Origin of the sequence: Mucilaginibacter panaciglaebae (assembly GCF_039539265.1) — a bacterium.
GTDB lineage: Bacteria > Bacteroidota > Bacteroidia > Sphingobacteriales > Sphingobacteriaceae > Mucilaginibacter > Mucilaginibacter panaciglaebae.
In genome coordinates, this window is the sequence record NZ_BAABCV010000001.1 from 28,155 (window position 1) to 53,481 (window position 25,327).

General features: G+C 42.5%; 26 protein-coding genes. 10 read left to right on the forward strand and 16 right to left on the reverse strand.

The features are described from left to right. Positions 1–66: 66 nt before the first annotated feature. The 4 genes from ABD772_RS00155 to ABD772_RS00170 form a co-directional block, all read right to left on the reverse strand. Complete coding sequence (locus tag ABD772_RS00155) at positions 67–639, reverse strand: Crp/Fnr family transcriptional regulator (protein WP_345100096.1); 573 nt, start codon at positions 637–639, stop codon at positions 67–69. Then, positions 636–1,220, reverse strand: a complete 585-nt coding sequence (locus ABD772_RS00160; RefSeq protein ID WP_345100098.1) for a Crp/Fnr family transcriptional regulator — start codon at positions 1,218–1,220, stop codon at positions 636–638. The genes ABD772_RS00155 and ABD772_RS00160 overlap by 4 nt, the downstream gene beginning before the upstream one ends. Positions 1,221–1,585: 365 nt before the next feature. Next, a complete protein-coding gene (locus ABD772_RS00165; RefSeq protein ID WP_345100100.1) occupies positions 1,586–2,494 on the reverse strand; it encodes a metallophosphoesterase family protein in 909 nt (302 codons plus the stop codon). A gap of 115 nt (positions 2,495–2,609) precedes the next feature. Further along, positions 2,610–3,359: an MBL fold metallo-hydrolase gene (locus tag ABD772_RS00170; RefSeq protein WP_345100102.1), complete on the reverse strand. Its 750-nt coding sequence runs from the start codon at positions 3,357–3,359 to the stop codon at positions 2,610–2,612. Positions 3,360–3,598: 239 nt separating this feature from the next. Here ABD772_RS00170 and ABD772_RS00175 point away from each other — a divergent pair, with 239 nt between their 5' ends. Further along, complete coding sequence (locus ABD772_RS00175; protein ID WP_345100104.1) at positions 3,599–6,037, forward strand: glycoside hydrolase family 2 protein; 2,439 nt, start codon at positions 3,599–3,601, stop codon at positions 6,035–6,037. On the opposite strand, the gene ABD772_RS00180 is transcribed toward ABD772_RS00175, so the two are convergent. The 4 genes from ABD772_RS00180 to ald form a co-directional block, all read right to left on the reverse strand. Beyond that, on the reverse strand, positions 6,034–8,028 hold the full coding sequence (locus tag ABD772_RS00180; RefSeq protein ID WP_345100106.1) for a glycoside hydrolase family 71/99 protein: 1,995 nt from the start codon (positions 8,026–8,028) through the stop codon (positions 6,034–6,036). The two genes, ABD772_RS00175 and ABD772_RS00180, sit on opposite strands and share 4 nt — an antisense overlap. Before the next feature lie 59 nt (positions 8,029–8,087). Further along, positions 8,088–8,957: an inositol oxygenase family protein gene (locus ABD772_RS00185; RefSeq protein WP_345100108.1), complete on the reverse strand. Its 870-nt coding sequence runs from the start codon at positions 8,955–8,957 to the stop codon at positions 8,088–8,090. 16 nt (positions 8,958–8,973) lie between these two features. Then, positions 8,974–10,599, reverse strand: a complete 1,626-nt coding sequence (locus tag ABD772_RS00190) for a sodium/sugar symporter (protein WP_345100110.1) — start codon at positions 10,597–10,599, stop codon at positions 8,974–8,976. Between the two features lie 162 nt (positions 10,600–10,761). Beyond that, entirely contained in the window at positions 10,762–11,868 is a 1,107-nt protein-coding gene (gene ald / locus ABD772_RS00195; protein WP_345100112.1) for an alanine dehydrogenase, read from the reverse strand. A gap of 411 nt (positions 11,869–12,279) precedes the next feature. Between ald and ABD772_RS00200 the strand changes: the two genes are divergently transcribed. After that, positions 12,280–12,675 (forward strand): hypothetical protein, encoded by a 396-nt coding sequence (locus ABD772_RS00200; RefSeq protein WP_345100114.1) that lies wholly within the window; start codon positions 12,280–12,282, stop codon positions 12,673–12,675. A 43-nt stretch (positions 12,676–12,718) separates the two neighbouring features. Here the strand turns inward: ABD772_RS00200 and ABD772_RS00205 are convergent, their stop codons facing one another. From ABD772_RS00205 to ABD772_RS00230, 6 genes are all read right to left on the reverse strand, one after another. Then, positions 12,719–13,639, reverse strand: coding sequence for a hypothetical protein (locus ABD772_RS00205; protein WP_345100116.1), 921 nt, complete (start codon positions 13,637–13,639; stop codon positions 12,719–12,721). Positions 13,640–13,663: 24 nt separating this feature from the next. Continuing rightward, positions 13,664–14,266 carry a 4'-phosphopantetheinyl transferase family protein gene (locus ABD772_RS00210; protein WP_345100118.1) on the reverse strand — a complete coding sequence of 201 codons (603 nt, stop codon included), beginning with the start codon at positions 14,264–14,266 and terminating at the stop codon, positions 13,664–13,666. After that, positions 14,263–14,520 carry an acyl carrier protein gene (locus ABD772_RS00215; RefSeq protein WP_345100120.1) on the reverse strand — a complete coding sequence of 86 codons (258 nt, stop codon included), beginning with the start codon at positions 14,518–14,520 and terminating at the stop codon, positions 14,263–14,265. The genes ABD772_RS00210 and ABD772_RS00215 overlap by 4 nt, the downstream gene beginning before the upstream one ends. After that, positions 14,520–15,794 carry a beta-ketoacyl-[acyl-carrier-protein] synthase family protein gene (locus tag ABD772_RS00220; RefSeq protein ID WP_345100122.1) on the reverse strand — a complete coding sequence of 425 codons (1,275 nt, stop codon included), beginning with the start codon at positions 15,792–15,794 and terminating at the stop codon, positions 14,520–14,522. Before ABD772_RS00220 ends, ABD772_RS00215 begins: the two co-directional genes overlap by 1 nt. Positions 15,795–15,806: 12 nt before the next feature. Further along, positions 15,807–16,262, reverse strand: coding sequence for a 3-hydroxyacyl-ACP dehydratase FabZ family protein (locus ABD772_RS00225; protein ID WP_345100124.1), 456 nt, complete (start codon positions 16,260–16,262; stop codon positions 15,807–15,809). Between the two features lie 131 nt (positions 16,263–16,393). Then, positions 16,394–17,194, reverse strand: a complete 801-nt coding sequence (locus ABD772_RS00230) for an SDR family oxidoreductase (protein WP_345100126.1) — start codon at positions 17,192–17,194, stop codon at positions 16,394–16,396. Positions 17,195–17,322: 128 nt separating this feature from the next. On the opposite strand from ABD772_RS00230, the gene ABD772_RS00235 reads away from it, so the two are divergent. The 8 genes from ABD772_RS00235 to ABD772_RS00270 all read left to right on the forward strand — a co-directional run bounded on the left by ABD772_RS00235 (position 17,323) and on the right by ABD772_RS00270 (position 23,683). Beyond that, positions 17,323–17,814: a hypothetical protein gene (locus ABD772_RS00235; RefSeq protein ID WP_345100128.1), complete on the forward strand. Its 492-nt coding sequence runs from the start codon at positions 17,323–17,325 to the stop codon at positions 17,812–17,814. A gap of 9 nt (positions 17,815–17,823) precedes the next feature. After that, the gene (locus tag ABD772_RS00240; protein ID WP_345100129.1) at positions 17,824–18,723 is read left to right on the forward strand and encodes a hypothetical protein; all 900 of its coding nucleotides are present in this window, start codon (positions 17,824–17,826) and stop codon (positions 18,721–18,723) included. Positions 18,724–18,728: 5 nt separating this feature from the next. Continuing rightward, the gene (darB, locus tag ABD772_RS00245) at positions 18,729–19,868 is read left to right on the forward strand and encodes a dialkylresorcinol biosynthesis protein DarB (RefSeq protein WP_345100131.1); all 1,140 of its coding nucleotides are present in this window, start codon (positions 18,729–18,731) and stop codon (positions 19,866–19,868) included. A 98-nt stretch (positions 19,869–19,966) separates the two neighbouring features. Further along, complete coding sequence (gene DarG, locus ABD772_RS00250; protein WP_345100133.1) at positions 19,967–20,374, forward strand: flexirubin biosynthesis protein DarG; 408 nt, start codon at positions 19,967–19,969, stop codon at positions 20,372–20,374. Next, complete coding sequence (darH, locus tag ABD772_RS00255) at positions 20,364–21,380, forward strand: BtrH-related acyltransferase DarH (protein WP_345100135.1); 1,017 nt, start codon at positions 20,364–20,366, stop codon at positions 21,378–21,380. The genes DarG and darH overlap by 11 nt, the downstream gene beginning before the upstream one ends. Further along, positions 21,371–22,126, forward strand: a complete 756-nt coding sequence (locus ABD772_RS00260; RefSeq protein WP_345100138.1) for an ABC transporter ATP-binding protein — start codon at positions 21,371–21,373, stop codon at positions 22,124–22,126. Before darH ends, ABD772_RS00260 begins: the two co-directional genes overlap by 10 nt. After that, positions 22,126–23,412, forward strand: a complete 1,287-nt coding sequence (locus ABD772_RS00265; RefSeq protein WP_345100140.1) for an ABC transporter permease — start codon at positions 22,126–22,128, stop codon at positions 23,410–23,412. The genes ABD772_RS00260 and ABD772_RS00265 overlap by 1 nt, the downstream gene beginning before the upstream one ends. A 7-nt stretch (positions 23,413–23,419) precedes the next feature. Then, positions 23,420–23,683 (forward strand): phosphopantetheine-binding protein, encoded by a 264-nt coding sequence (locus ABD772_RS00270; RefSeq protein ID WP_345100142.1) that lies wholly within the window; start codon positions 23,420–23,422, stop codon positions 23,681–23,683. 214 nt (positions 23,684–23,897) lie between these two features. Here the strand turns inward: ABD772_RS00270 and ABD772_RS00275 are convergent, their stop codons facing one another. After that, a complete protein-coding gene (locus tag ABD772_RS00275) occupies positions 23,898–24,260 on the reverse strand; it encodes an ApeI family dehydratase (protein ID WP_345100144.1) in 363 nt (120 codons plus the stop codon). 2 nt (positions 24,261–24,262) lie between these two features. Next, positions 24,263–25,327, reverse strand: a complete 1,065-nt coding sequence (locus ABD772_RS00280) for a beta-ketoacyl synthase chain length factor (protein WP_345100146.1) — start codon at positions 25,325–25,327, stop codon at positions 24,263–24,265.

The following is a 25,327-nucleotide window of genomic DNA, read 5'->3' on the forward strand; positions in this document are numbered from 1 at the left end:
TTTTTCTTTTGGTTATCTGTATGATACAAAGATGAAAATAGCTGTGCCGGAAAAACTTAAGCTGGTTTAAGAAATGAAGGCGCCCTGTAATTCCTTTAAAAACTCAGGCGAAATACCCATATAGGAAGCAAAAACAGCATCGGGAATTCTGCCTGTCAGTTCAGGATAATTACGCCTGAACTGCCGGTAAAAATCTTCTTTTGATACAGTTGCAAATGTTTTTTGTTTAAACAAGGCAGCTCCATAGGCCCTTTCGTGTAGCTGGTTAAAATACAATGCCAGCAGCGGAAGTTGCGATAAAAGAATTTCGTATTCTTTTCTGTTGATATAAGTGATCTCAGAATCCTCCATCGCTGCTATCGAGTAAACAGCAGGTTTACCATCAGAGAAGGTTTTATAATCTGTTATCCACCAGTTTTCTAACGCAAAATGAACTACCTGTCTGTGGCTATGGTCGTTATAAAACATATACAAGCCGCCTTGATCAACAAAGTAAATAGTATCACAGGTCTCTCCCTCTTTCAACAGTAATTCATCCTTTTTGATCAGTTTGGTTTTGAAGAATGGTTGTAAAAGGCTGCGCTCGACGTTAAAAGCGGGAACTAATTTTTGAATATGCCGGTATAGTTGTTCGGTCATGAATTATTTGATTTTACTTTATTTTTCCGTAACTCACTGAGATACTCGGGCGTAAAGCCTAAAAAAGAAGCCAGTACTTTTTGTGGAATCCGTTGAATAAAATCAGGGTATTTAGATTGAAACAGTTTATAAAACTCATCCTTAGGCATTCTTGATATCATCCGGATACGAAGTAATGATGCGGCATAAGCGCGTTCGTACACCGCCCTGAAATAGCTTTCGACAAACGGGAACCTGCTTAATATCAGCTCATAATTAGCAGGTGTAATGCACAACACTTCTGTCGCCTCCATAGCCTGTATACTGTAAGCCGAGTTGCGCCCGGTTCTGAAAGCATCCATATCGGTCATCCACCAGTCTTCTAAGGCAAACTGCAAAGTTTGCTCCGCGCCGTTACGATCCAGAAAAAACAAGCGAAGGCATCCCTTTACTACAAAAAAATAGGATGAGCAACGCTCGCCTTCTTCCTGCAAAATTTCCTTTTTTTTGAATGTCTTTGTTTCAAAAAAGGATAAGATGAGATCATCCGGTATGCCGGTATTGCGGTTAACTTTTTGAATATGTTGTATAAGCCGGTGCATTTTGGAAATAGATCCAAAGATAGGATTATGAAAATATCAAAAAAACATCGCCTAACTAAAGTTGGAGGACTATAACATATAAAAATTCATAGCTGTCAACTTGTGTTTGATTATTTATTTCTAATTTTTTTGCTGTTTCACTTCAGGTGTTTCACCGTCAATATTGAAACAGCGCCAAAAATAGCTTAACAAGCTGTTCTACAACAACTTAAATACATTCAGCTAAACCTTTACTACTGTTTCAAAGTGTTTCACTCGATTTTTATAATCAACTTATTTACAGCATATTAAGTCAAAAAAGTGTTTCAACTGTTTCAAAGTGTTTCACTTTTTAGTGAAACAGCAGGCATTGGTTACACTGGTAATTAGACAAGGTAATTCACATACTGCTCTTCAAAAGTACCGTCGGCATACAGGTCGATTATGCCGTAACCGGGAGCGGTTTCACGTCTGTTGCCCTCCCACCAGGCTCCGCAAACCGCACCGTTGCAAATATAGGTTACGTTGTTATACACCAACTTCTCGCGCAGGTGGATGTGCCCGCTCAGGCAAAGTTTCACGTTGGGATGCTGATAAAACAGGCGGATGATCTTAGCTGTATCGGTATGCATTTCGCCACCCAGCATCACCCATTTATTAACAATATTATCTTCGATCAAATTGGTAGCTGTAAGTATAGGGATATGTGATAGCACCAGTATAGGGATATTTGGATCGGTAATTTTTAACTCATTCTCAAGCCAGTCAAATTGTTCGTCGCCCAGCTTGCCGATATACCACGTGCCGTCAATATCCAGGTGCACGCTATCCAATAAAATAAATTTCCATCCGGCCTGATTAAAGCTGTAGTAAGGCTTAGCCAGTTTCAGGCGATCAAGCGCATACTGCTTACCATAAACCGCCTGCCCTTTGTTATTCTCAAACCACCATATGTCATGATTACCCAGGCAAGAATGTGCCGCTATGCCGCATTCAGATTTATAGAGACCAGTTACCAGGTTCCACTGATCATTGATGGTGCTGAGATTCTCCTTGTTCATATCAAACACAAAGTCGCCACCGTTCAGTACCAAATCGGGCTTAGGGTTTTGCTGCTGCAAATGATGCAGGCACTTAGCAAACTTGGCCGGGGCATCGTATTTATCTTTTAAATGCACATCGGTAATGTGCGCGATGCGCAGCGAGCGCTTCTTTTTAGCTGTATCAGATCCAAACGTCAATGAAGGGGCCAGCAACAGGCCACCCAGGTTTTTCAGGGCCGATCTTCTTTCCATAATCAGGTTTAATAATTAAAAAATCAAAGGACAAGATAAAATATTAAGACGGTATTACCTGATCATTATTAAAAAACAAGAAGCCCCGGGCAGTTGCCGGGGCTTCTTAGCTATGTTATTTGGCGTACCAATCTCGCAGCCTGACCTCAATGTTTTTGTCACCAGCATTCACCAGCCTTTTAAATTCGTTGACATCTTGTCCGCGGTAGTGGTATGGATAAACTACTTTCGGCTTAAATGCCAGCACGCCGCCGGCTGCAGTTTTTACGTCCATAGTATATGGCAGATTCATACATACAAAAGCAATGTCGATGCCTTTCAATGTGCGCATTTCCGGAATATCAGCTGTATCGCCCGAGATATAAACTTTTTTACCACCTATAGTGAGCACGTAGCCGTTACCCCTGCCCTTAGTGTGAAAGGCCGTAGGCGATTCAGGCAAATTATACATGGGTATAGCGGTTATTGAAATATTCAGTTTGTGGGTAGTCTCACCATTTTTCAGGATCACCAGGTTAGTTTTATCTGTAGTCGCCGGCAGTTTATCTGCCACAGCTTGAGGCACCAACAAAATAGCATGTTTGGTATTGACAGCCTCAATAGTTTTAGGGTCGAAGTGATCGCCGTGGATATCGGTAATTATGATCATATCCGGCGCAGATTCGCCTTTGAAAGCATCAGCACCGCCAACCGGGTCTACATAAATATTTTTATGCTGATAGGTTAGTACCAGGGTTGCATGGTTTATGGGCTGAATGGTCAGTTCGCCACCTTTAGTGGCTTCGCTATCTGGTGCAGGGCGCTGCGCACTCGCCATTAAAGCACCAGTTGATATGAGTAATGTAAGGATAAATTTAAATTTCATATGTATGTTCATTAATGTAAGATGATGATTGGGGCGGTATTTGTAATGTAAAGATACCGATATTTTGCAACTAGCGATAGTTGCAATCTTTAAAATAACACTTGTTCTGACCATATCAATTCTGTAAAATATAAGATGCAAAATTAAATCAGGTTCCATTTTTATTTAAAAATACCTATTTTTCGCACAGATGCGCTTGCATCAGCAACAAACCAATTTTAACCCAATTATTAACAGTTATGCCGGCCGATCCAATTGCTGAGGACCACAGTTACTCTCGAAGAAATTTTATACAAAACTGTGCCGTCGGAATGGTGGCCCTGAGTTCTGGCACTTTATTGAGCTGCGTAACTACCCGCAATGCAACTGCTAAAAGAGGCGCGGCGATACTCAAGTTTTCTTTGGATCAGCATTGGCTATTCGGCGGTAAATTTACCCCGGCTGCTGCGGCTGCCGATTTTGACGACTCCGGTTTCAAACCAATTACTATTCCACATACTGTGGCTGGTGATCTTTCATGGCAGGATTGGGACCCGGAAAAATGGCAGGACATCTGGATTTACCGCCGGCATTTCACTATACCTGAACAATTGAAAGGTTTTAGGCTCTTCCTCCATTTTGAAGGCGTAATGGTTAGCGCCACACCCAGTGTTAATGGCCATGAGTTAGCTGAACATCAGGGCGGCTATTTACCTTTTAAATATGAAATTACCGACTTGGTTAAATCAGGCCAAAATATCTTAGCTATTAAAGTTGACTCGAGATGGCTCAATGTACCGCCTGATGGTTCTAAACAAGGCACCAAGGCTGTAGACTACCTGGAAGTTGGCGGCATCCATCGCCCGGTGAGTTTGGAGGCCGTGCCGCAAATATTCCTTAGCGACGTATTTGCTAAACCGGTTGATGTTTTAAAGCCTAACAGACGTATTGATATCAAATGCACCCTTGATTCAGCTTTGGCGGGTAAAACAGTAATGGTGAATGTTAAACTGATCGACGGTGACAAAGTCATCACCTACACTGAAAAAATGATTAACATAGCTAAAGCGGGACAAACCGAATTGGATCTTAGCTTAACCAAAATAACAAACATCACTTTATGGCATGTAGACAACCCTAAGCTGTATGATGTGATCACTACAGTATCGGCCGAAGGCCAGCCTATCCATAACCATAAAACGCGCATAGGTTTCCGCGAAGCTAAATTTGAATTGGATGGATTTTACCTGAACGGCAAAAAGCTGCGATTGTTCGGTTTAAACCGCCATGAAGTGTATCCATATGTGGGATATGCCATGCCTGGGCGTGTGATACGTAAGGATGCCGAAATATTGAAGAAACTGTTTAACTGCAACGTCGTGCGCTGTTCGCATTACCCGCAGAACGAAGCCTTTCTGGATGCCTGCGACGAATTGGGTTTAATGGCCTGGGAAGAAGTTCCCGGCTGGCAATATATCGGCGACGATGAGTGGAAAGCCATCTTACTGCAAAACACCAGGGACATGATCATCCGAGACCGCAATCACCCAGCTGTTATCATCTGGGGCACTCGGGTTAATGAGTCGCCAAACGATGTAGAGCTTTATCACAAAACTAAGGCTATTGCCAAAGAATTAGACGGCTCAAGGCCAACCTCTGGTTCTATGACACCCGACTCGCGCAAAAACTGGGAGCGCAACTGGCATGAAGACGTTTTTGCTTTTGACGATTACCATTCTGAGCCGGACGGCAGCGTGGGTATTCTGAAAGCTGTGGAAGGTTATCCATATTTTCTTGCCGAGGCAGTGGGCCAATATAACTATCCGGCGCGTAAGTATTTCAATGCCTATTATCGCCGTTCAGCCGACTTAAATTTTCAGCAGCTGCAAGCTATTGTACATGCACAAGCACATCACAAAGCCGCTGCCGATCCGCGTAACAGCGGTGTTATTGCCTGGTGCGCATTTGAATATGCCAGTTTGCTCAATCAGTATCGGGCAGTAAAATATCCGGGCGTAGCCGATGTTTTCCGGATACCAAAATTAGGCGCAACGTTTTATATGTCGCAGGGCGATCCGAAGAATGGCGCCGTAATTCATCCGAACTTTTACTGGGACTTCGGTAAGAAATCGCCAAACGGACCGGGGAAGAATGTTGCCATATTCTCAAACTGTGACGAGTTAAGATTATTTGTAGACGACAGCGAGCATGCCACCGTAAAACCAGATATCACTAACTATGGTAATCTGAAACACCCACCCTTCTTTGTTGATCTTGAATTTACAGACGCTAAACCTATATTGTTAAAAATAGATGGGTATCTGAACGGCTCGAAGATCACCTCTCGTTCTTTTTCCGCAGATATAAAGCAGGATCAGTTCTTTTTAATGACCGATGATAAAGAGATTTTAGGCGATGGCTCTGATGCTACCAAAATTGTTTTCAGAATAACCGACAAATACGGCGCACCGCGACCCTTCGCTGTAGGCAAAGTCGATTTTGAGATCAGCGGACCGGCTTCAATAGTTGGAGATAATCCATTTAATCTGGCAGAAAGCGGTGGCGCAGCAGCAATTTGGATAAAGAGTAAAACCAACAGCTCTGGCAGTATCGTTTTAAAAGCCACACATGCGAATTTGGGCGCCAAAACTGTAAAGATCAGCGTCAGGCCAACTTCGGGCGATCAATTTAGCATTTAGTTTTTCCAGCTAACGCGATAATTGAACCTGCGATTGGGTGCGCTGTCACCGCTGGTACTTAATGATATCGGATCGATCAGGTTGGCCGGGTTATCGCACCAATGATAATCAAAAGTTAAGGCTTTGCCCGTCAGTTTAAGCAATGATCTGGGGATAGCCACCTCAAGCTTATTGCCAGCATACCGGTAGTTTACCTTAGCTACAGCCACCCAATGGTCGCCGGGGGCTTTTGGTTCATAATACATCAACGTGGTATTTTTACTATCAATCACCTTTTTGTTTACCATATAATCGTATCCATACCAGCCGGTGTTTGAATTTTTATCGGCATCGATAAACAACAGCATCCAGTTATTATCCTTTGATGACGTTAACGGCTGATCTGTCTCTGCGTAAAAATTGATATTGGCATTATCCACAGCTACCTTACAAGTTGTAATGTCGTTGCGACCTGAGGTGTCGCGATAATGCAAACCGCCGTAACCGTCATAATCACGATGGATTACATCGCCTTTGGTATCGCGGTATTCGGTTTTTATTGCATTCCAATCGCTAAAATTACCGTCGATCTTAATATGAGCAATGCCTTTTAATTCCGGTATGGGCCGTACACCTTTATAACGCCTTATGTTTTCGGCCATTTGCATATAATAGTTGTCCGTATAGCCGCCTTTCATCGGTTGTATGCCGCGATTGAACTCTGCATTATACTGATCTACAAAAAAATAAGAGTTCTTTCGGCGCATAAAGTCAAACGTTTTGCCAGCCTCTGGCTGATATTTGCCCGCTGTCCATTCGTTCCAGTCGTTGATGTATAAAAATGACGGATCTGCTTTTATAGCTTCGTCCCACCGCTCCTGGAAATAAATACCATATCCTTCGGGATGCTCCACCTTTTTCTTTAACCAGGGCACATAAGTTGGCAATGGCAGATCATGCGCATCCAGCTGTGGCTCATCACCCGTCCGCGACCATGATTTCCCTACCAAACTCGCCGGGTGTTGCGCAGGCGTAACTGCCATTTCTTCGCGCTCGCCTTTATGCGTGGCCATTAAACTATCTATAGGTAAATTACGCACCTTTTTATTCCCCATATCAAAGCCGAAGCTCCAGTTATCCTCTGTGCCTACGTAACGTTTACCGTTCCATTTATAATAGCCCCACCACATGCTGCGGGCCGTAAAAAAATCTTTTACTTCCTGTGGGTAATCGGTATAAAGTTTTTGGGTATAATACTTATTGCCGTAATGCGGATTGTTTTTATCGGTAACAGCAGCTTCCTCGTAATGCTGATTAGGATTTCTCTGCACATTGCCTGTTGCATCTTTAGCCTGTGGGTCGGCATTGTAAAGCAGCAGTGGCTTTCCATTCCAATAAAACCATAAGTCGGGATATTCATTGGCTTTATATATTTTATCATACAGATCCTGCACTACAGTGATCACAGGCCCGTTAAAAGCCCAGAAACAAAACTGCGGAACCTTGTTACCTTCGGCCTTCATCTTTTCCATCACCTTAAAAATGGTATCCCATTCGTCCCAGTAGCGCACGGCATTGGTCACGTCAAATATCAAAACATCCACGCCGGCATCGGTCAACATTGACATATCCTTACGGATGACATATTCATCCCGGCTTAAAAAGTACCCCATCTCCGGCTCGCCCCAGTGGTATGAAGGTTCTTTCCAATGGGGATTTTTGGCGTCCAGCCGCGCGTTTGAATCGGCTGCCAGCACTTTAGTAACGTCACCCGAATAAGGTGCGCTTATTGACTTATTCAAGTTATCGCTGTGCCAGGTAATGTAAAATATACCCACTACCCTTTTATGATCCTTTTTTACCGGGCCAACCAGATCAATAGTAGGCATAGTGCGGCCTAAGGCGTCAGTTGCCACCCAGGTGTCTGCGTACAAATCACCTGGCTTATCCTGAGCATCCACAGAAAAAATAAAGAGTGTAAATAAAAGGGCCAGGCAGATTCTTAGATTCATTTAGGACGATATATAAACGCAAAGAGCCCTTCGTTACTGAAAGGCTCTTTGATGTGGGACTATAATTTTACCGTCGCCGGCAAATATTTAGCAATCAAATCTTCGTAATATGGTTTAAGTTCTGAAACCACAGGCGGTTTCGGACTTTTTGAATACAAATCATACGGATTGAACTTGTCTACCCATTTAAACATCTCCTGGTCATGCGCACTCAGCAAATGATCATAAGCATGCTCGCGATGTTGTGAATAAAACGAATGATAACGGATCATGTACAAGGCCGGTTCAGGCAGGTAATCTTTAGTTATCTGATATAAGTACTCATCATGTCCCCATGACATATTCACCTTGTCTAAGCCACATTGATGCGAGTATACGCCGTATTTGGTGTTAAAACGTTCGTCATGGATGTCGGGATTAGCAGCAAAAAACTCGGGATAAACTATTTTGTCAGAAAAAGCACACCCTACCGGAAAGGTATCGCCCACTACATTCCATTGCGGCTCGCCAAACAGGCAAAGCACTTTACCTAAGTCATGAATAAAACCGGTGAGCACAAACCAATCAGGATGGCCATCTGCGCGAATAGCTTCGGCAGTTTGCAACAAATGTTGTAATTGATCTAATGAAATATCAGGGTCAGAATCATCAACCAAAGTATTGAGGTACTCCATTGCTTGCCACCATGGCATTTCTTTTTTATCAAACTTCAGGAAGTTGGCTTTTTTAGCAAGCACATTATCGTAAGTCTGATATTTATGATTAAGGCGATAAAATTCGCGAACGCTGTCTCTTTCGGGCGAGTCATAATTTCTAAACTCTTCCTTTTTTTTGGCCGGACCTTCCTCGGGGTACCTTTGCAAAACATCATCTTCCCATACATCCAGATTTGCTAATGGCGAATGATCTTTTTCATTTATATTTTCCATACTATTTTGTTTTTATTTACCAAAATACAGTGTAAAGCGCTGTCAGTATACCACATATAGCTACCGACGCTATAATAAAACCCGGTGTTACTTTAAACATGCTGCTGTCTACCTCTAACGCTTGTTTATTTTCTTTGCTTTTTGGATCTAATAAAGTTACGACAATTGTTAGCAACATTACAATAGCAAAAACCCAGGTCATGCGGTGCAAGAATGGAATAGGCGCAAAATAACCGCCGCTTAACTGCGGCAGATACTTGAATATTACCGATAACGGTATAGTAGCAATTGCCGTAGTTAAAGCTGCTGCAGAAGTTGTGCGTTTCCAGAAAAATCCTAACAGAAAAATAGTAAATATCCCCGGCGAGAAAAAGCCGACATATTCCTGGATAAACTGATATACCTGGTCAAATGTGCGCAGTGTGGGCGCAATAACCATAGCCACTATTGATGCAACTATTACGGCTACACGGCCTACGTACACCAACTTACGTTCAGACGCTTTTTTATCGATGTATTTTTTAAAAATGTCTAAAGTAAATATGGTAGCGATACTATTACTTTTACCGGCTAACGATGCAACTATAGCCGCGGTTAAAGCTGCAAAAGCTAAACCTTTTACGCCCGATGGTAACAGGTTCATTAATGTCGGGTAGGCATGATCTGGTTTCAATATACCGTTATCCAGCATCTCGGCATGAAAGTACCCATGCTGATATAACACATAAGCTGCTATACCTGGGATAACCACTATTACAGGGATCAACAGTTTAAGAAAGGCGGCAAAGATCAAGCCGCTGCGGCCTGTCTTTAAATCGGCACCCAGAGCGCGCTGGACAATATATTGGTTACATCCCCAATAATTAAGGTTATTGATCCATAGACCACCCGCTAGCACTGCTACACCCGGCAAATCATCGTAATACTTATCGCCGGGATGGAAAATCATATGAAAGTGATCTGATGCCTGTTCTCTGAGGATAGGTAATGCCCCCATTACAGTATGGGCACCTAATTTGACAGAGACCAGGTCTAACGCTTTGTAGCAGGTAATCAATCCACCCATTATCAATACAAACACCTGTATAACGTCGGTATAACCGATAACCTTCATACCGCCCAGAGTGATGAACACCGAAAATATAGCTAACGCGATAATGCAGTAGTTAAATGAAATACCCGTAATAGTTTCAATAGCAAGTGCGCCAAGAAAAAATATCGATGTAAGGTTTACGAAAATGTAGATCAGCAGCCAGATGATAGCCATCACGCCGCTCACCGTATCGTTATACCGTGTCGACAAGAACTGTGGCATGGTATATATTTTATTTTTGATATAGATAGGCAGAAAAAATACCGCAACGATTATTAATGTGGCAGCAGCCATCCACTCATAGCTCGATATGGCCAAACCCATAGCAAAGCCTGACCCCGACATAGCTATAAAATGCTCAGACGAAATATTTGAAGCAATGATAGAAGCGCCTATGGCCCACCATGTTAATGATCCCTGAGCCAGGAAATAATCTTTCGTGTCAACATTCTGGCTTTTCTTACTGCGGTAAACCCAATAGCCGTAGCCCGAAACAACAATAAAATAAATAAAGAATACAATGTAGTCGCTGGTAGAAAGGTGATTCATTTAGACAATATATTAGGGTTATAATTTGGGTATACCGAATTACCGCAAAATAATTGTGATAAACAAATCACACAACCTTAATAAGTATAGAAGAATAACCACAGCTATAAAAAAAGGCCTCGTTTTTACAAACAAAGCCTTTTAATCTTTTAGTCCTGATATTTAAAAAGCCGCTTCAACATATTCGTATTTATAGGCGTCTGCAACGGCTTTGTAAGCAACAGCTCCTTTATAAGTATTCAATCCTTTTAGTAAAGCCGGGTTATCAGCGAATGCTTTCGTGTAGCCTTTATTGGCAATCTGCAAAGCGTATTGTAAAGTGGCATTGGTGAGGGCAAAAGTTGAAGTATGAGCCACAGCACCGGGCATATTACCAACCGAGTAATGCAATACGCCATGCTTCACGTAAACCGGATTATCATGTGTAGTAGCATGGTCTGACGTTTCAAACATGCCGCCCTGGTCTATCGCGATATCAACAATTACCGATCCCGGCTCCATTGCGGCAACCATAGCTTCTGTAACCAATTTAGGCGATTTCGCACCCGGAATCAATACTGCGCCAATAGCCAGATCAGAATTTTTAACCGTATCCGCTATCGTAGTGGCATTTGACGCCAGGGTTGATACCTGGTAACCAAAAATATCGTCCAACTCACGCAGCCTGTTCAGATTATTATCAATAATAGTTACTTCGGCACCCAAACCTACCGCAATTTTTGCAGCATTTGTGCCTGCAACACCGCCGCCAATAATGGCAACTTTAGCACGGCGCACACCAGGAACCCCGCTTAACAATACGCCTTTGCCTCCGTTGGGTTTTTCTAAAAAACAGGCACCTACCTGTACGGCCATACGGCCGGCCACTTCGCTCATAGGGGTAAGCAATGGCAACTGTCCGTTTGGCAGTTGAATAGTTTCGTAAGCAATTGCGGTTACTTTGCTTTTTAATAAAGCGTCAGTGAGTTTTGGCTCAGCAGCCAGGTGCAGGTACGTAAACAACACCAGGTCGTCGCGAAAATATTGGAACTCCGATTCTATCGGTTCTTTAACCTTCATTACCATTTCGGCAGTCCAGGCTTCGGCCGCAGTTTCAACTAAGTTTGCGCCGGCCTTTGCATAGCTGGCATCGGTAAAGCCCGAGCCCTCGCCGGCGGTTTTTTGTACAGATACTTTGTGGCCTGCTACGATTAATACTTCGACACCTGCAGGGGTAAGGGCAACACGGTTTTCGTTGTTTTTAATTTCCTTTGGAACGCCAATTGTCATTTTTAATATACTTTATGAGATAAATAATAGCCATAACGATACCTTTTAGTACCATATGGATTTAGCGATATTTTCTGAGTAGTTAATTTCAGGTCTCAAAAATAATCAAATAATCTGCCAAATATTATTTTGTCACTAATAAAATGGTTCCCTGGCGTTTGTTTAAAACTGGATGACAAAATCGAAGGATGACGTAACAAACTTTATAACTTTAATCGTAAACAAGCGTAACGTTGATTCAATTTCTATAACATCAAAACACTGAAGTTCAACAGCTTTAAATAAATTAATGTTAAGCAGCAACTTATTGTAGTGTATTTTGTTAACATAAACATAATATTAAACAAACAATGTATTAACCTAATTTTGCAGCGTCACAATAAACATATTATTTAAGCCCCCTTACCATATATGAAAAAAACCAAAACCAATTCTGAAGCCAAAAAAGCTAAGAAAACATTAAAGAAAGATTTAAGCGATAAAATTTCGGCCCAAATAAAAACTATAGTTGGCGAAATAGGCCCGGGTTTAAAAAAAGCTGAAAAATCAATAGAAAAAGCCGCTAAAAACCTGGCTAAGAAATTAGCTAAAATAAGTACTGTCAAAAACAACACATTATCACCGGCAAAGAAAGCAACACCGGTAAGCGTAGCTAAAACGCCCGCAGTTGCTGTCGTGACCGCTCCTATTAAAACGCAGCCGGCAGAAAAAGCACCGGCAAAATCTGCAGCAAAACCAACTGCGTCAAAAACGGCTCTGGCTAAACCGATTGCTAAAGTACCGGCAAAACCTATAGCTAAGAAATAGTTTAAATGATATTAAAGCAGGGAAGTAATAACTTTCCTGCCTTTTATTTTTTAGAACCCGATATATTAAGCACAATTGCGCTATTATGCTCAATGCCCAGCGTGGTGCCGGGTATAACTTTAAAATATGCTTTCATATAGCCGTCGCATATCCCTCTGATAGCATGGTCGGTGGCCTTCTGAAATTCAGGCATTACATAGATCATTGACTTTTGATAGTGGATATTCCCCAATGTATCCACTGTAGCCCAGAATGAGTAATTAAAATCTTCATAAGCTTTACGAATATGGACGTTATACTCGGGGAACATATATTCGTCAGAATTATCCCACTTGTTCAAAACATCAGCCTCTACCCCTTTCTTTTCGACAGTAGCCAGCGGGCTCCTTCTTGTAATCTGCACCGGCTTACGGGCTGCAAAAAAGCTATCGGCTTTAAGGTCGGTAATAACCGTGCGTTTGATGATGTACGCGCTGTCGCGTTTTAAAGGCTTGCGTTGTTCATCGATAGTGCTATGCAACACGTTAGTGATATAGTTTTCTGAATACAAGGTCATGTATACATTCGATTTCACGTAATACACCGTTTTCCCCTCAACCTTTAACACCTGGAATATCAGGCTATCCTTACTTACCTTCATTGCTTTAAGCCAGGTACCTGAAATATTGAATATCGAGTCGTGATCCAAGGTAACGCTGAACTTTAAGAAGACCTTTTTATCAGGATTATAAACATCGGCTGTGGTATCCGATAAGAACTTCACCCTCCAGATAGGCGCCAACTGATAACCATCTTTGTTAAATATCAAACCATTATCAAAACTGCGGCGTACCTCAATAAAAGTGGTGCCCTTTACAGCGTTAAATGAGATTTTATTTTGGATGGGATCTTCAAACTTACAGGAAAAAAAACCTATGGCAATTAAAGCTAATAAAAGGCAGCGACGTATAGGATCAGATAGCATGTCGTAAAAATGCAGATTTAATTTTTATTTAGAAATTTGATAGCAATACGATATGTAACGATCATGATGCGCAAATGATACCGCAATACCTAAATCTTTTCCATCCTTTAACAAAACAGGATATCCTGCGGGATGCTTTTCAATTGTAACTCCGGACATTTTTAAATCGTCTAACAAAAAACTTCTGACAGCTTTCGATTGGCTCTCATAATCAGACGTCTCAATCTGCTTAACCGCCCAGCGGACATCACCCTGATCAATAGTTGTAGCAATGAATTGATCAGTTGTAACTGATAAGAATGGTAACGCGATATCATTTGTCTGCAATTCGCCCTTGTACTGATTATGAGCATTCGTATCAGTCTTTAACGGGGTAAAGATGCGCAATTGCTGAACCGTCATTTTAGCCGGCGCAAATATCAATTCAGGATTATTGCGCTTAAGGTATTTATAGGCAGACTCTTTTGCAGACCAAAGCATCCAGACAAAATTCACTAATGAAAGTTCGTCCGGTTTATAAAGCGCAAGCTCTTTGGGGCTAATAAATTTAGAGTAAAATGCGGGGCTTTGGGTGCGCTGTGCATCTACAGCTTGTAATACTACAATATCATTACCCGCGCTGATCACGCAGGCTTATTGATCTTTTCAGAAATTACATCAATACAATTGCCAACGTTGTACATTTTTTCGGCTGCGTCAAAATCTATCTCAATATTGTATTGTGCTTCGGCATCTATAATAATATCAACCAGGTTGGCCGAGTTGATCTTCAAATCTTTTATCAGGTCGGTTTGCTCATTGATCCCTTCCAGCATTTCTTTATTTTCCGTGTAAGGGGTCAGTACTTTTTTCAATTCAACTAAAATTTCTTTTCTATCCATCAGTCATTTTTATATTTTGAGATCACCAGACAGCTATTGACGTCGCCAAAACCAAAATTAGCTTTCGCAATAGTGTTAATCTCCTTGTCTACTCTTGTCGTAGGCAAATTCCTTTCCCCAATTATATCTAAAATTTCCGGAATTGGATCTTCTAAATTTAAATTAGGGTGCACAAAGTTATGTTTTAATTGCAAAACCGCAGCAACTGTTTCTATTGACCCGGCGGCACTCAGCGAATGCCCTATCATGGACTTCAGCGAATTAACCATCGGAAAATGATCGCCGTCCCGACCTAAAGCCTTCACCCAGTTCTGAATTTCGAGCTTATCGGCTATGGTGGCTGTTAAATGACCGCTCACCAGGTCTATATCATTCGGATCAATGTTAGCATCAGCAATAGCCTCGCGGATGCAACGTATTACACCTTCAGGGCCTGGTGCCGTCATACTGCCGCCGTTTTTCTGCCCGCCAGAGTTGGTTGAGCCACCCTTTAATTCACCATAAATTTTTGCGCCACGGGCCAGCGCAAAGTCCAGATCTTCTAAAACCAAAGCACCCGCGCCCGAGCCCGGAACAAAGCCCCCGGCAGTTGCACTCATAGGGCGTGATGCACGTTCAGGCTGATCATTGAACTTGCGCGATAATACACGCATAGAATCAAATCCTCCAAAAACATACTTATCTACATACTCACAACTGCCTACCACCATGCGCTTAGCCATACCGAATTTGATATATTCATAGCCAAGTAAGATAGATTGAGTACCTGTAGCGCAGGCAGCCGAGTTGTTAATGATCTTGTTACCCAAACCCAAACGTCCGGATATGTAAGCCGTAACCCCGCTATTCATGATCTGCTCAACCACGCGTGAGCCTAATTTTTTTGATTCGTGGGCATCTACCTTATTTATCGCATTTTTTATAACGTCAGTATCGGCAACACTGCTACCAAATATGCAGCCGGTCTCCCAAAGTGTATCGTCGCTTATAATTTCGTTCCCGGCATCCGTCCAGGCATCCAATGCAGCTTTAATACCATACGCTATACCTTTTCCCTTAAGGCCATATAAGCTTGTTTCGGTTATATAATTACGTAGCTGATCCCATTCAAACTCGGGTGTACCACTAACCTGGCAATTGAATTTTAGTTCCTCGTACTCCGGCATAAAGCGTATGCCCGATATGCCATTTTGTATAGCATGTAAAAAATCGCCGATATTTAGTCCATTTGACGCAACAACGCCCAAGCCTGTAATTACAACGCGGTTACCCATTATTTAAATTAATTATCTAATAGCATTTTTTATAATGCCCGAAAATATACCTTTTGCCACCAAGTCGCCCCCCGCGTTATGAATCTCTATCAAACATTTTAACTTACCAAAACGAAAATATTGTTTTTTTGAATTTACTGTCACCTTCTCGCCAGGCAATACCATTTTAAAAAACTCGACATTGGTCGAGGTGAGTAACGGGAAGGCCCCTTCATTCATTACCGCACCTTCGTGTGATTTTCCATCCAACATTAAATATATCCCCAATACCACTAAACCAATCTGCGCCATAATCTCGGTAATAATTACGCCTGGTGTAACCGGATTGCCCGGAAAATGGTCTTCATAAAAAAAAGCCTCCGGTTTTAAGGTATAATCGCCCGTAACGCCATTCTCATCTAATGCGGTAATATTATCGACAAACAGGAAAGATGATTTGTAAGGTAAATAGTTTAATATGTCGTTCATACTGGCCATCAGCCCCCTCTAATCCGATAGCTATCGGAACTCCCCCGGAAGGGAATACTTTTTATAATCATTTATAATTAAATAACTCCTTCAAAAGCCCTCCCAACCGGGGAGGGTTTGGGTGGGGCTGCTCACCTGCAATTCTCTCCCCCGTCAACTCTTATTACCGTACCGTTTATCCATGCTGCTTCATCTGTACAAAGCAGGTATATAACGTTTGCAACGTCTTCTGGTTTTGTAATTCTTCCAGACGGATTTCTGGAGGTGGCATGCGCTATTAAACGATCGCTGTCAGGTATACGTTTTAGCGACGGCGTCGCTGTAATTCCTGCCAGTATTAAATTGGTTTTCAAGCCATATTTAGCCAGCTCGACAGCCATGTAGGTTGTCAAACTTTCTAATGATGCTTTGGCTATAGATACTGCGGCATAACCTTCCCAATATTTATCAGAGCCCTCGCTTGTTAAACCAATAATACGGCCATCGGTATGAAATAAACCCGCCGCCAGAACATCCTTTGCCCAGTCAAGCATGCTGGTAGCCATGGCATAGGTGGTTAACTGGATATCCTGCTGCGTTAAAGCTTCTTTATCACCTTCATTTATTAATGGCTTTAAATTACCCCGGGCTATGGAGTGAAGTAATAGTTTAACTTTACCTTTTTTGCCATCGGCAAATTGGTCAACAAAAGCAGTGCGTGCGGCGCCGTCAAGCGCATTGATATTGTGGGCGGTAATGGCTACCTTATTTATTTGTTCAAGCTCCGCGAATCTTTGTTTCAAAGTCCTTTCGGCAGCCGCAGTTTCACGATACAGTACCGCGATGTTCATTCCGTGAGCCGCCAATTTCTCAACCGCTGCTAATCCAAATCCACTTGATCCCCCTAAAACCAGGGCCCAGTTGTCAGAAAATTGTTTGTTATCAGGATGCACTTAATTCTTAAATATTAAAGTCTAAAAGTAACGCAATTCTTCGAATTTAATAGCTAATAGCGTATACTTAATTAGGCAAAGCAGTATTATTGGCTATATTTGTGACAACTGATATCTGATAACTAAATATGAAAACAAGAATAATATTTGCCTTGCTGCTGTTATTGCCGGGCGTAGTTGTTCTGAGTAAAAGCCCCCAGCAAAAACTGGATAAAGCTGTTTTTTATGAGGTAATGGACCGTGGTAATTTAGATGAAGTTGAAAAAGAGATTGATGTAGTAACAACCTCGTCATCGCCAGAAAAAGATGGCTACGCCGGCGCACTATTGATGCGTAAAGCCGGATTACAAAAGCTACCGGCACAACGCCTTAAATCGTTTAAAGCGGGCCGCAAAAAATTTGACCCGGCCATAGCGACTGATGCCGATAATGTAGAATTCCATTTTCTTCGCCTGGCAATTCAGGAGCATGCGCCCAAAATAGTTAAGTATAATAAGGATATTGAAGCCGATAAAAAGATTATCATCAAAGGTTTTAAAAACCTGTTGCCTGTTGTACAACATGCTATAATTGACTATACCAAAAAATCGAAGGTACTTAGCGCAAACGATCTTAACTAGTCAAAGCGTATGAGTAAAAGGGTGTTAGCTATATATTATTCGCAGTCGGGCCAGTTAGGCGAGATCATTGATAATTTTACGCAACCCCTGGTCGATGCAGGTATCGACGTAGAAAAAGTACGTGTGCGTTTAGTCAATGAGCCTGCTTTCCCGTGGACAGCTGATACTTTTTTCAGTGTAATGCCCGATTGCCAATTGGACGTTCCGGCGCAGTTGCAGCCTTTCGAACTTAAAGAAAAGAAATACGATCTGATAATCCTGGGTTATCAGGCCTGGTTCCTGTCTCCAAGTATTCCGTTTAATTCACTGATGCAGACAGAGCAGATGAAATCTGTATTGAAAGCTACACCTGTCATCACTGTTACCGGGGCACGCAATATGTGGCTAAGTGCTTTTGTAAGAGTAAAAAAGTTACTACGCGCTACCGAAGCTAAAATGGTGGGAAACATAGCGTTAGTAGATACGCATCCTAATCCCGTAAGTTTTGTCACCATCTTCCACTGGATGCTGCACGGAAAAAAAGACAGTTATTTAAACATTTTCCCGCCCCCCGGTGTTTCTGATGCTGACATAAAGCATACCAAAGTTTTTGGCAAAAGCGTTATACCTCATTTAAGAGAAAACAATTGGGACGGCTTGCAAACCGAGCTCGACGCCAACAAAGCAGTAGTATTAAATTACAACCTGATGGTTATTGAAAGTACGGCAAGCAAAATATTCAGAGCCTGGGCTAAGTTTATTTCCAAACGGAAAAACAGATTACCCTGGATAAGAGCGTATAAGTATTACCTGCTGATTGCTTTTTTTGTAGGCGCCCCTATATTGATTACCTTGGATGCTATTTTATTCAGATTTACCTCGCCTAAGCGTATCAAGGCGAAGAAACAATATTATTTAAATTTAAATTAACCGGTATGTCCGTTTATATTACTAATACTTCTAAATTTTTGCCCAACCAACCTGTTCCAAACGACGAAATGGAAGAGTACCTTGGTTACATCAACGGTAAACCGTCTAAATCAAAAAGCATCGTACTGCGCAATAATGGTATCACTAACCGTTACTACGCGCTAACCAAAGGTGGTAAGCCAACGCATACCAATGCGCAAATGACTGCTGAAGCGGTTAGAGAATTATTTAAAAACGATCCTGAAAAAATAACCAAAGTAGAGTTGTTATCATGCGGCACTTCATCGCCCGATCAAATGATGCCGTCACACGGGGTGATGACCCACGGTTGGCTGCCTGAAATGGGCCCTGTTGAAGTAGTATCACCATCAGGCGTTTGCTGCGCAGGTATGCATTCTTTGAAATTTGCTTACCTGGCTATCAAAGCCGGCGAGGTCAAATCGGCCATTGCTACCGGTTCTGAACGTTTTTCGGGCTTACTGGTGTCTGATGTTTTTGAAGAAGAAGCTCATAAATTGATTGAATTGAATGCTAACCCGTTTATTTCTTTCCAAAAAGAGTTTTTACGCTGGATGTTATCCGACGGCGCCTCTGCTTTCCAATTAAGCGATGAACCTAATAAGGAAGGCTTGAGCCTGCGTATTGATTGGATAGAAGGTGTATCTTACGCTAACGAGATGGAAACCTGCATGTACATGGGTGGCGATAAACTGCCGGATGGCACCCTGAAAGGTTTCATGGATTACACCCCTGAAGAGATCATGACAAAATCAATCTTCAGCGTTAAGCAGGATATCAATATATTAAGCGACAACATTGTACCACTGGGCGGCAAAAAGATAAAAGAGATATTTGACAAAAAAGGGCTGACTGCTAAAGACATTGACCATTTCCTGCCGCATATTTCAAGTAATTTCTTCCGCAGCAAGATCTATGACCTCGTTGAAATTTACGGCGGCGGTATTCCTTACGAAAAATGGTTTATTAACCTGTATACCGTAGGCAACGTGGGTGCGGCTTCTATTTATTTAATGATCGATGAACTGTTTCATAGCGGCCGACTGAAAAAAGGTGAAAAGATATTGTGTCTTGTACCTGAAAGTTCGCGCTTCTCTTATATGTATGCGATGATAACGGTGTGTTAATAGACAACTGTCATTGCGAGCGCAGCGTGGCAATCGCAAGGAGACATAATTCGCGATTGCTTCGTCGTTCCTCCCCGCAATGACAAACAAGGGTAACAATGAAAAAAGAAGAGGTTCCGCAAGACTTGGGCGCTTTGGGCAAGGTAACCAAAGAAGTCTGTTACGCTATCGATGGGCGCGGTAAATACACCACGCAACTCAGCAAGGGTTGGGACGTAAAATCAACCGCCCTGGATATGGCCTGGCAGGGTGTCGAAGAACGCATAGCGACAGCCAAACAAAAAGTATTAAATAAACAGGCCAGCCCTATTCTGTTCTTCATGGAAAAAGCCCTGATGGACGTTGAGATACTGGCAGGCTATACCGGCTTTTGGCAATGGCAGGTAAAAAGGCATCTTAAACCAGATGTGTTTTATGGCCTTTCTGACCGAAAATTGCAAAAGTATGCCGACGTATTTAATGTCAGCATTGCCGATTTAAAAAACATGACTATTAATGAAGCTTGACTTTAACCACATACAGGCCGCACACTGCGAAAACGGGGTGACTGTCGGTCTGCTAAAAAATAGTGGAGTTCAGCAAATTACCGAGCCTTTGGCCTTTGGCATTGGCGCGGGTTTATTCTTTGTATATATCCCCCTCCTCAAAATAAATAACGGGCCGGTTATTGCCTTTCGTACCATGCCGGGGCTGATCTTTAAGCGAACTTGCAAGGCGCTGGGTATTCCTGTCGTCCGCAAAAAGTTCAGATCTAAAGAAGCGGCCGAAAGATTTTTGAATGATTGCCTGACCGAAGGCCACCCGGTGGGTTGCCAGGTAGGCGTTTATTATCTACCCTATTTTCCGCGCGAATATCGTTTTCATTTCAATGCGCATAACCTGATTGTTTTTGGCACCGAAGATGGCAACTATATGGTGAGCGACCCTGTAATGGAAGGTACAAACGTCATGTCTGCTTATGAACTGGAACGTGTGCGGTTTGCCAAAGGCGCCCTTGCCCCCAACGGACAACTGTATTATCCAAAGGAAAGCAAGCCGGTCACCGACGAGCAAATCAGACAGGCCATTAAAAGCGGCATCAAAAAGAATGTGTTTAATATGATATCGCCGTTAATGGGTCCGATTGCCGGGGTAAACGGTATTAAATACACGGGCAAAAAGATCAAACAATGGCGCGATAAATTAGGGCGGAAAGAAGCGGGGTCATATCTGGCTCAGTTAGTGCGTATGCAGGAAGAGATAGGTACAGGCGGGGGTGGTTTCAGGTATATTTACGGAGCATTTTTGCAAGAAGCACACGCTTATATACCAAATGATGAATTGCTGGAGATATCTACCCAATTCACCGCCTCCGGCGATCTCTGGCGCGAAAGCGCGATACAGGCAGCCGGTATTTATAAAGGCCGACTGGGTACCCGGGAAGATTTTAATAAGATGGGCGATTATTTGTTGGAGATTGCAGAAATTGAACGAAAAGCCTTCGTAGCTTTAAAAAAAATAAAATGGCATTAGGTAGGCCCCTGGCGATCAATATCGAACACATGGGTTTTCGTTATCCCGATAACGAAAAGGCGTCTTTTGCCAACTTGAATTTGGAGGTGGCTGAGGGTACGCGTTTTGGACTATTCGGCCCTAATGGCGCCGGTAAAACTACCTTAATGAACCTGATGACGGGTGTGCTTTGTCCAAACGAAGGCAACATCAAATTATTAGGGCAAGAAACCGGTAAACAAAATAAAGAAGTTAATAAGCTATTCGGCTTTGTACCCCAGGACTTCTCATTTTATCAGGAGCTATCTCCCACCCAAAACCTGGAGTTTTTTGGTGCCTGGGCAGGGCTTAATCAGCAACAAATAACTGATCGCACTAACGAACTGCTGCATATTTTGGGTTTGGAGGATGTACGCAATAAGCCTGTCGAAAAGTTTTCAGGTGGGATGAAGCGACGGGTTAATCTGGCTATTGGGGTTATTCATAATCCGCAGGTTTTATTTTTGGATGAACCGACGGTTGGGGTTGATGTTCACACCCGCGCAGCTATCATCGGCTATTTACATGAACTGAATAAAAGCGGCACAACGCTTATTTACACCTCGCATCAGCTTAATGAAGCTGAAGACCTGTGCGAGTACATTGCTATGATTGATGAAGGCAATATCATCACCCAGGGTCACATAAACGAAGTATTGAAAACACACGATCACCACAGCCTTGAAGATCTATTTATTAACTTAACCGGCAAAGCCTACCGCGACTAATGTTTAAGCTCTGGATATCCATAAAAAAAGACATCCGTATCCTCTTGCGCGACAAGGTGGGTATCTCTTTGATGTTTGTGATGCCGATTATTTTAGTGGTGGTGGTTACCAGTATACAGAACAGTACTTTTCAGTTAGTTAACAAAAACAAATTGCCTATTGTGATTTGCAATACCGATACCGGTAAGGCAGCAAAACAGTTTATTGAATCTGTAGATAAAATAGGAATGTTTGCAGTGATGCAGACCGGGAAAGACAAAGCTTCGACGATCGCCAACGACATGCAGGATAAGGACGCGATGCTCGGCGTAGTGATCCCTTCCGATTTTTCGAAAAGCATTAATACCAAAGCTAAAAACGCATCAGACAGAGCGATGGCGGCATTTAGCGGCCAGGCAGATACGGCAGTTACCGTGACTAAACCCCTCCTCACCCTGGATGCGTTGACCTTGTACTATAACCCAGTTTTGCAGGAATCGCTTAGATTTTCGATCCAGGGAGCTATACAAAGCGCGCTGCAGATCGTGCAAACCCGCCAAACCCTGCGCACGCTATATTACGACTCGAACGAAAAAGAGCTGCCTAAGGGTTTGGAGAACGAGATGCTCAACAGCAATACCACTATTAATATGCTGCCGACCTCAAAAGACGGCACCCGCATTACCCCTAACGCCTCGCAACATAATGTACCTGCCTGGACTATTTTTGCGATGTTCTTCGTAATCATGTCGTTAGGTGGAAGCGTAGTGCGCGAAAAAGTAAGTGGCAGCTTTATCCGTTTAAAAACCTTGCCAACTAACTATCTGGTAGGCTTGTTGTCCAAGCAGATCACTTATTTGGTGGTAACTTTGATTCAAGCCGCAGTTATATTTTCAATAGGCATTTGGCTATTTCCGGTTATCGGTTTGCCGCCGCTTAATTTACCTTCAGACCTGTTTGCCTTATTCCTGGTGACCGTGGTGTGCGGTTGGTGTGCAGTAAGTTATTCTATATGCGTAGGAGTCTTTGCCAACACACAGGAGCAATCGAATGGGTTTGGTGCGATATCTATTGTGATCCTGGCTTGCATTGGCGGGCTCATGGTACCAAGTTTTGCCATGCAGGGTTTAGCTAAAACGCTGACCAATATCTCACCTATGCACTGGTGCTTAGAAGCGTATTACACCTTATTTCTGGAAAATGGAAGGTTAATAGACATATTGAACAATATCGGCTCTCTATTTATTATAACAGTGGTTATCCAAATAGTAACTTATTTAGGCTTGAAACGAAAAAATTTGATATAATTACCCCATGGAAAAACAAGCATTGAAGGAACAGCTAAAAACTCAAATCATACAATTTTTAAACCTGACCGACCTCACCCCTGCCGACATTAAGGACGAAGAACCTTTATTTGGCGATGGATTGGGTTTGGACTCAATAGACTCACTTGAACTAATCGTCCTGCTAAAAAAAGAATACGGCATAGATATACGCGACCCGAAAGAAGGCCGTAAAGTTTTGGTTGATATCAATACTATGGCTGATTATATTGAGCAGCACAGAACCAAGTAAGAGAACGACTTAGGATTATATCAACGGGCTTGTACTGATCCACCGTGAATGTGAATCAGTTTGGATCGATTAGATCATCTTAAAAAGTTAACTTACTGAAAATAAGATCGTTGCAAAATATACATTTCAAAAGTGGATCACTTTGGATCACTTTTCCTTACTTTTAAGTCTTATTTTGGATCAGACATTCTTGACCACTTATCGCTTCGTAGCATTACCTCACCCCAAAAACACCCTGCATTTTCATACAAACCGTCTCGCCGGATGATAGGTTTGCATTAATTTTCAAATCGCTGTCGGCCTGCTGATAAATGATGGTTAATTGAAGCTTACCTATAGATGGCTCAACCAGCGAAAGGAACTTAATATTATCGGCACGAACCAAAGCTAAGTTAACTTTAAGCGCATCGGCCAATGTTTCCTTGACAATTTGCAACATGCAGGCACCAGGCACCACAGGCTGATCGGGGAAATGCCCTGCAAATATCTCATTTCGCTGATCTATCTGCAGATCTGCGTTGATCTGTCCTTCGTCGTGTGTAATTGATGATATTTTAAATAACGATTCTTTGAACATAATTAACAAGCGGATAACAGCATCAGGGAATGATAGCTGTTTTGATAATGATTATAGATCAATATTTTTTTAGGCGAGGAATTTCTGATCTTGCCATCGGCAACTAAGGCAGGCACCTCATCCCGTTTGATGATGTTTGCCGCCAGCCACAAAGCGAATGATACGGACACCGGATATTCTCCACTCAAATGCTTATAGTGTGCCAGAGAATTATCCGAAAATAACGCAGGAATTACATTTTGATAAACCAAATCATTTTTGGTATCGCCATTTTTGCCGGTGATCAGCAGATCAATATCTGCAGCATTAGTTGAGTTATCTGACAAAAAGTTCCTGATATTCAATTCGACATCTGCCGGTGTTTGGGGTTTATAGAAAGTTTTTATTGCAACCAGTTCAGCCAGATTATCTGCCGAGAGTTTATCATTCAGCAAAAAGAAAATGGAACCTTCGCCGCCTATTGTTCCGTTTGATTTGGTTTTATACAGATCGGCGTTTGATAATGGCCAGCGTTTGTACAGCCCCAAACGGGTTAATATTTTGAAACCGATATCGGTCATTTCCTCGGTGCCGCCTATCAGGATATTGTTGGCATCGCCTTCTTTCAAAAGCATAACGGCATCCAGCAACGCGCTTTCAAATGAGATGCCCTTATGAACAAAAGTGTTGTTATAGTTGTGGCATTTCAACGATAAAGCTATTTGAGCAGCTACCGTATTATGGGTTGATTGAATAAACGCCGTAGGCGGCAGCATTTCTTCTTCCAACTCAACTATCCGGGTTAAAAATGATGCTGTATCTTCCTGGCAACCTAAGGCGGTACCGGTTATTACGGCCCCGGGCATTTCGGTTCGGCCCTCGCGCAGGCATTGTAAGGCCGCAGCCACACCCATTTTAACTATGCGGCTCATGCGGCGTGCCAGTTTTACGTCGACATAGTCTTTATAATCGGGTTCAATAGCCGTTAAACGGGTATCATTATATTCGGTTAACTCCGCCAGAAACGGAACATCACCAAAAGTTTTCTGAGCGGTTATAGCGGCTGCCGAGCGGATATAGATCTTCAT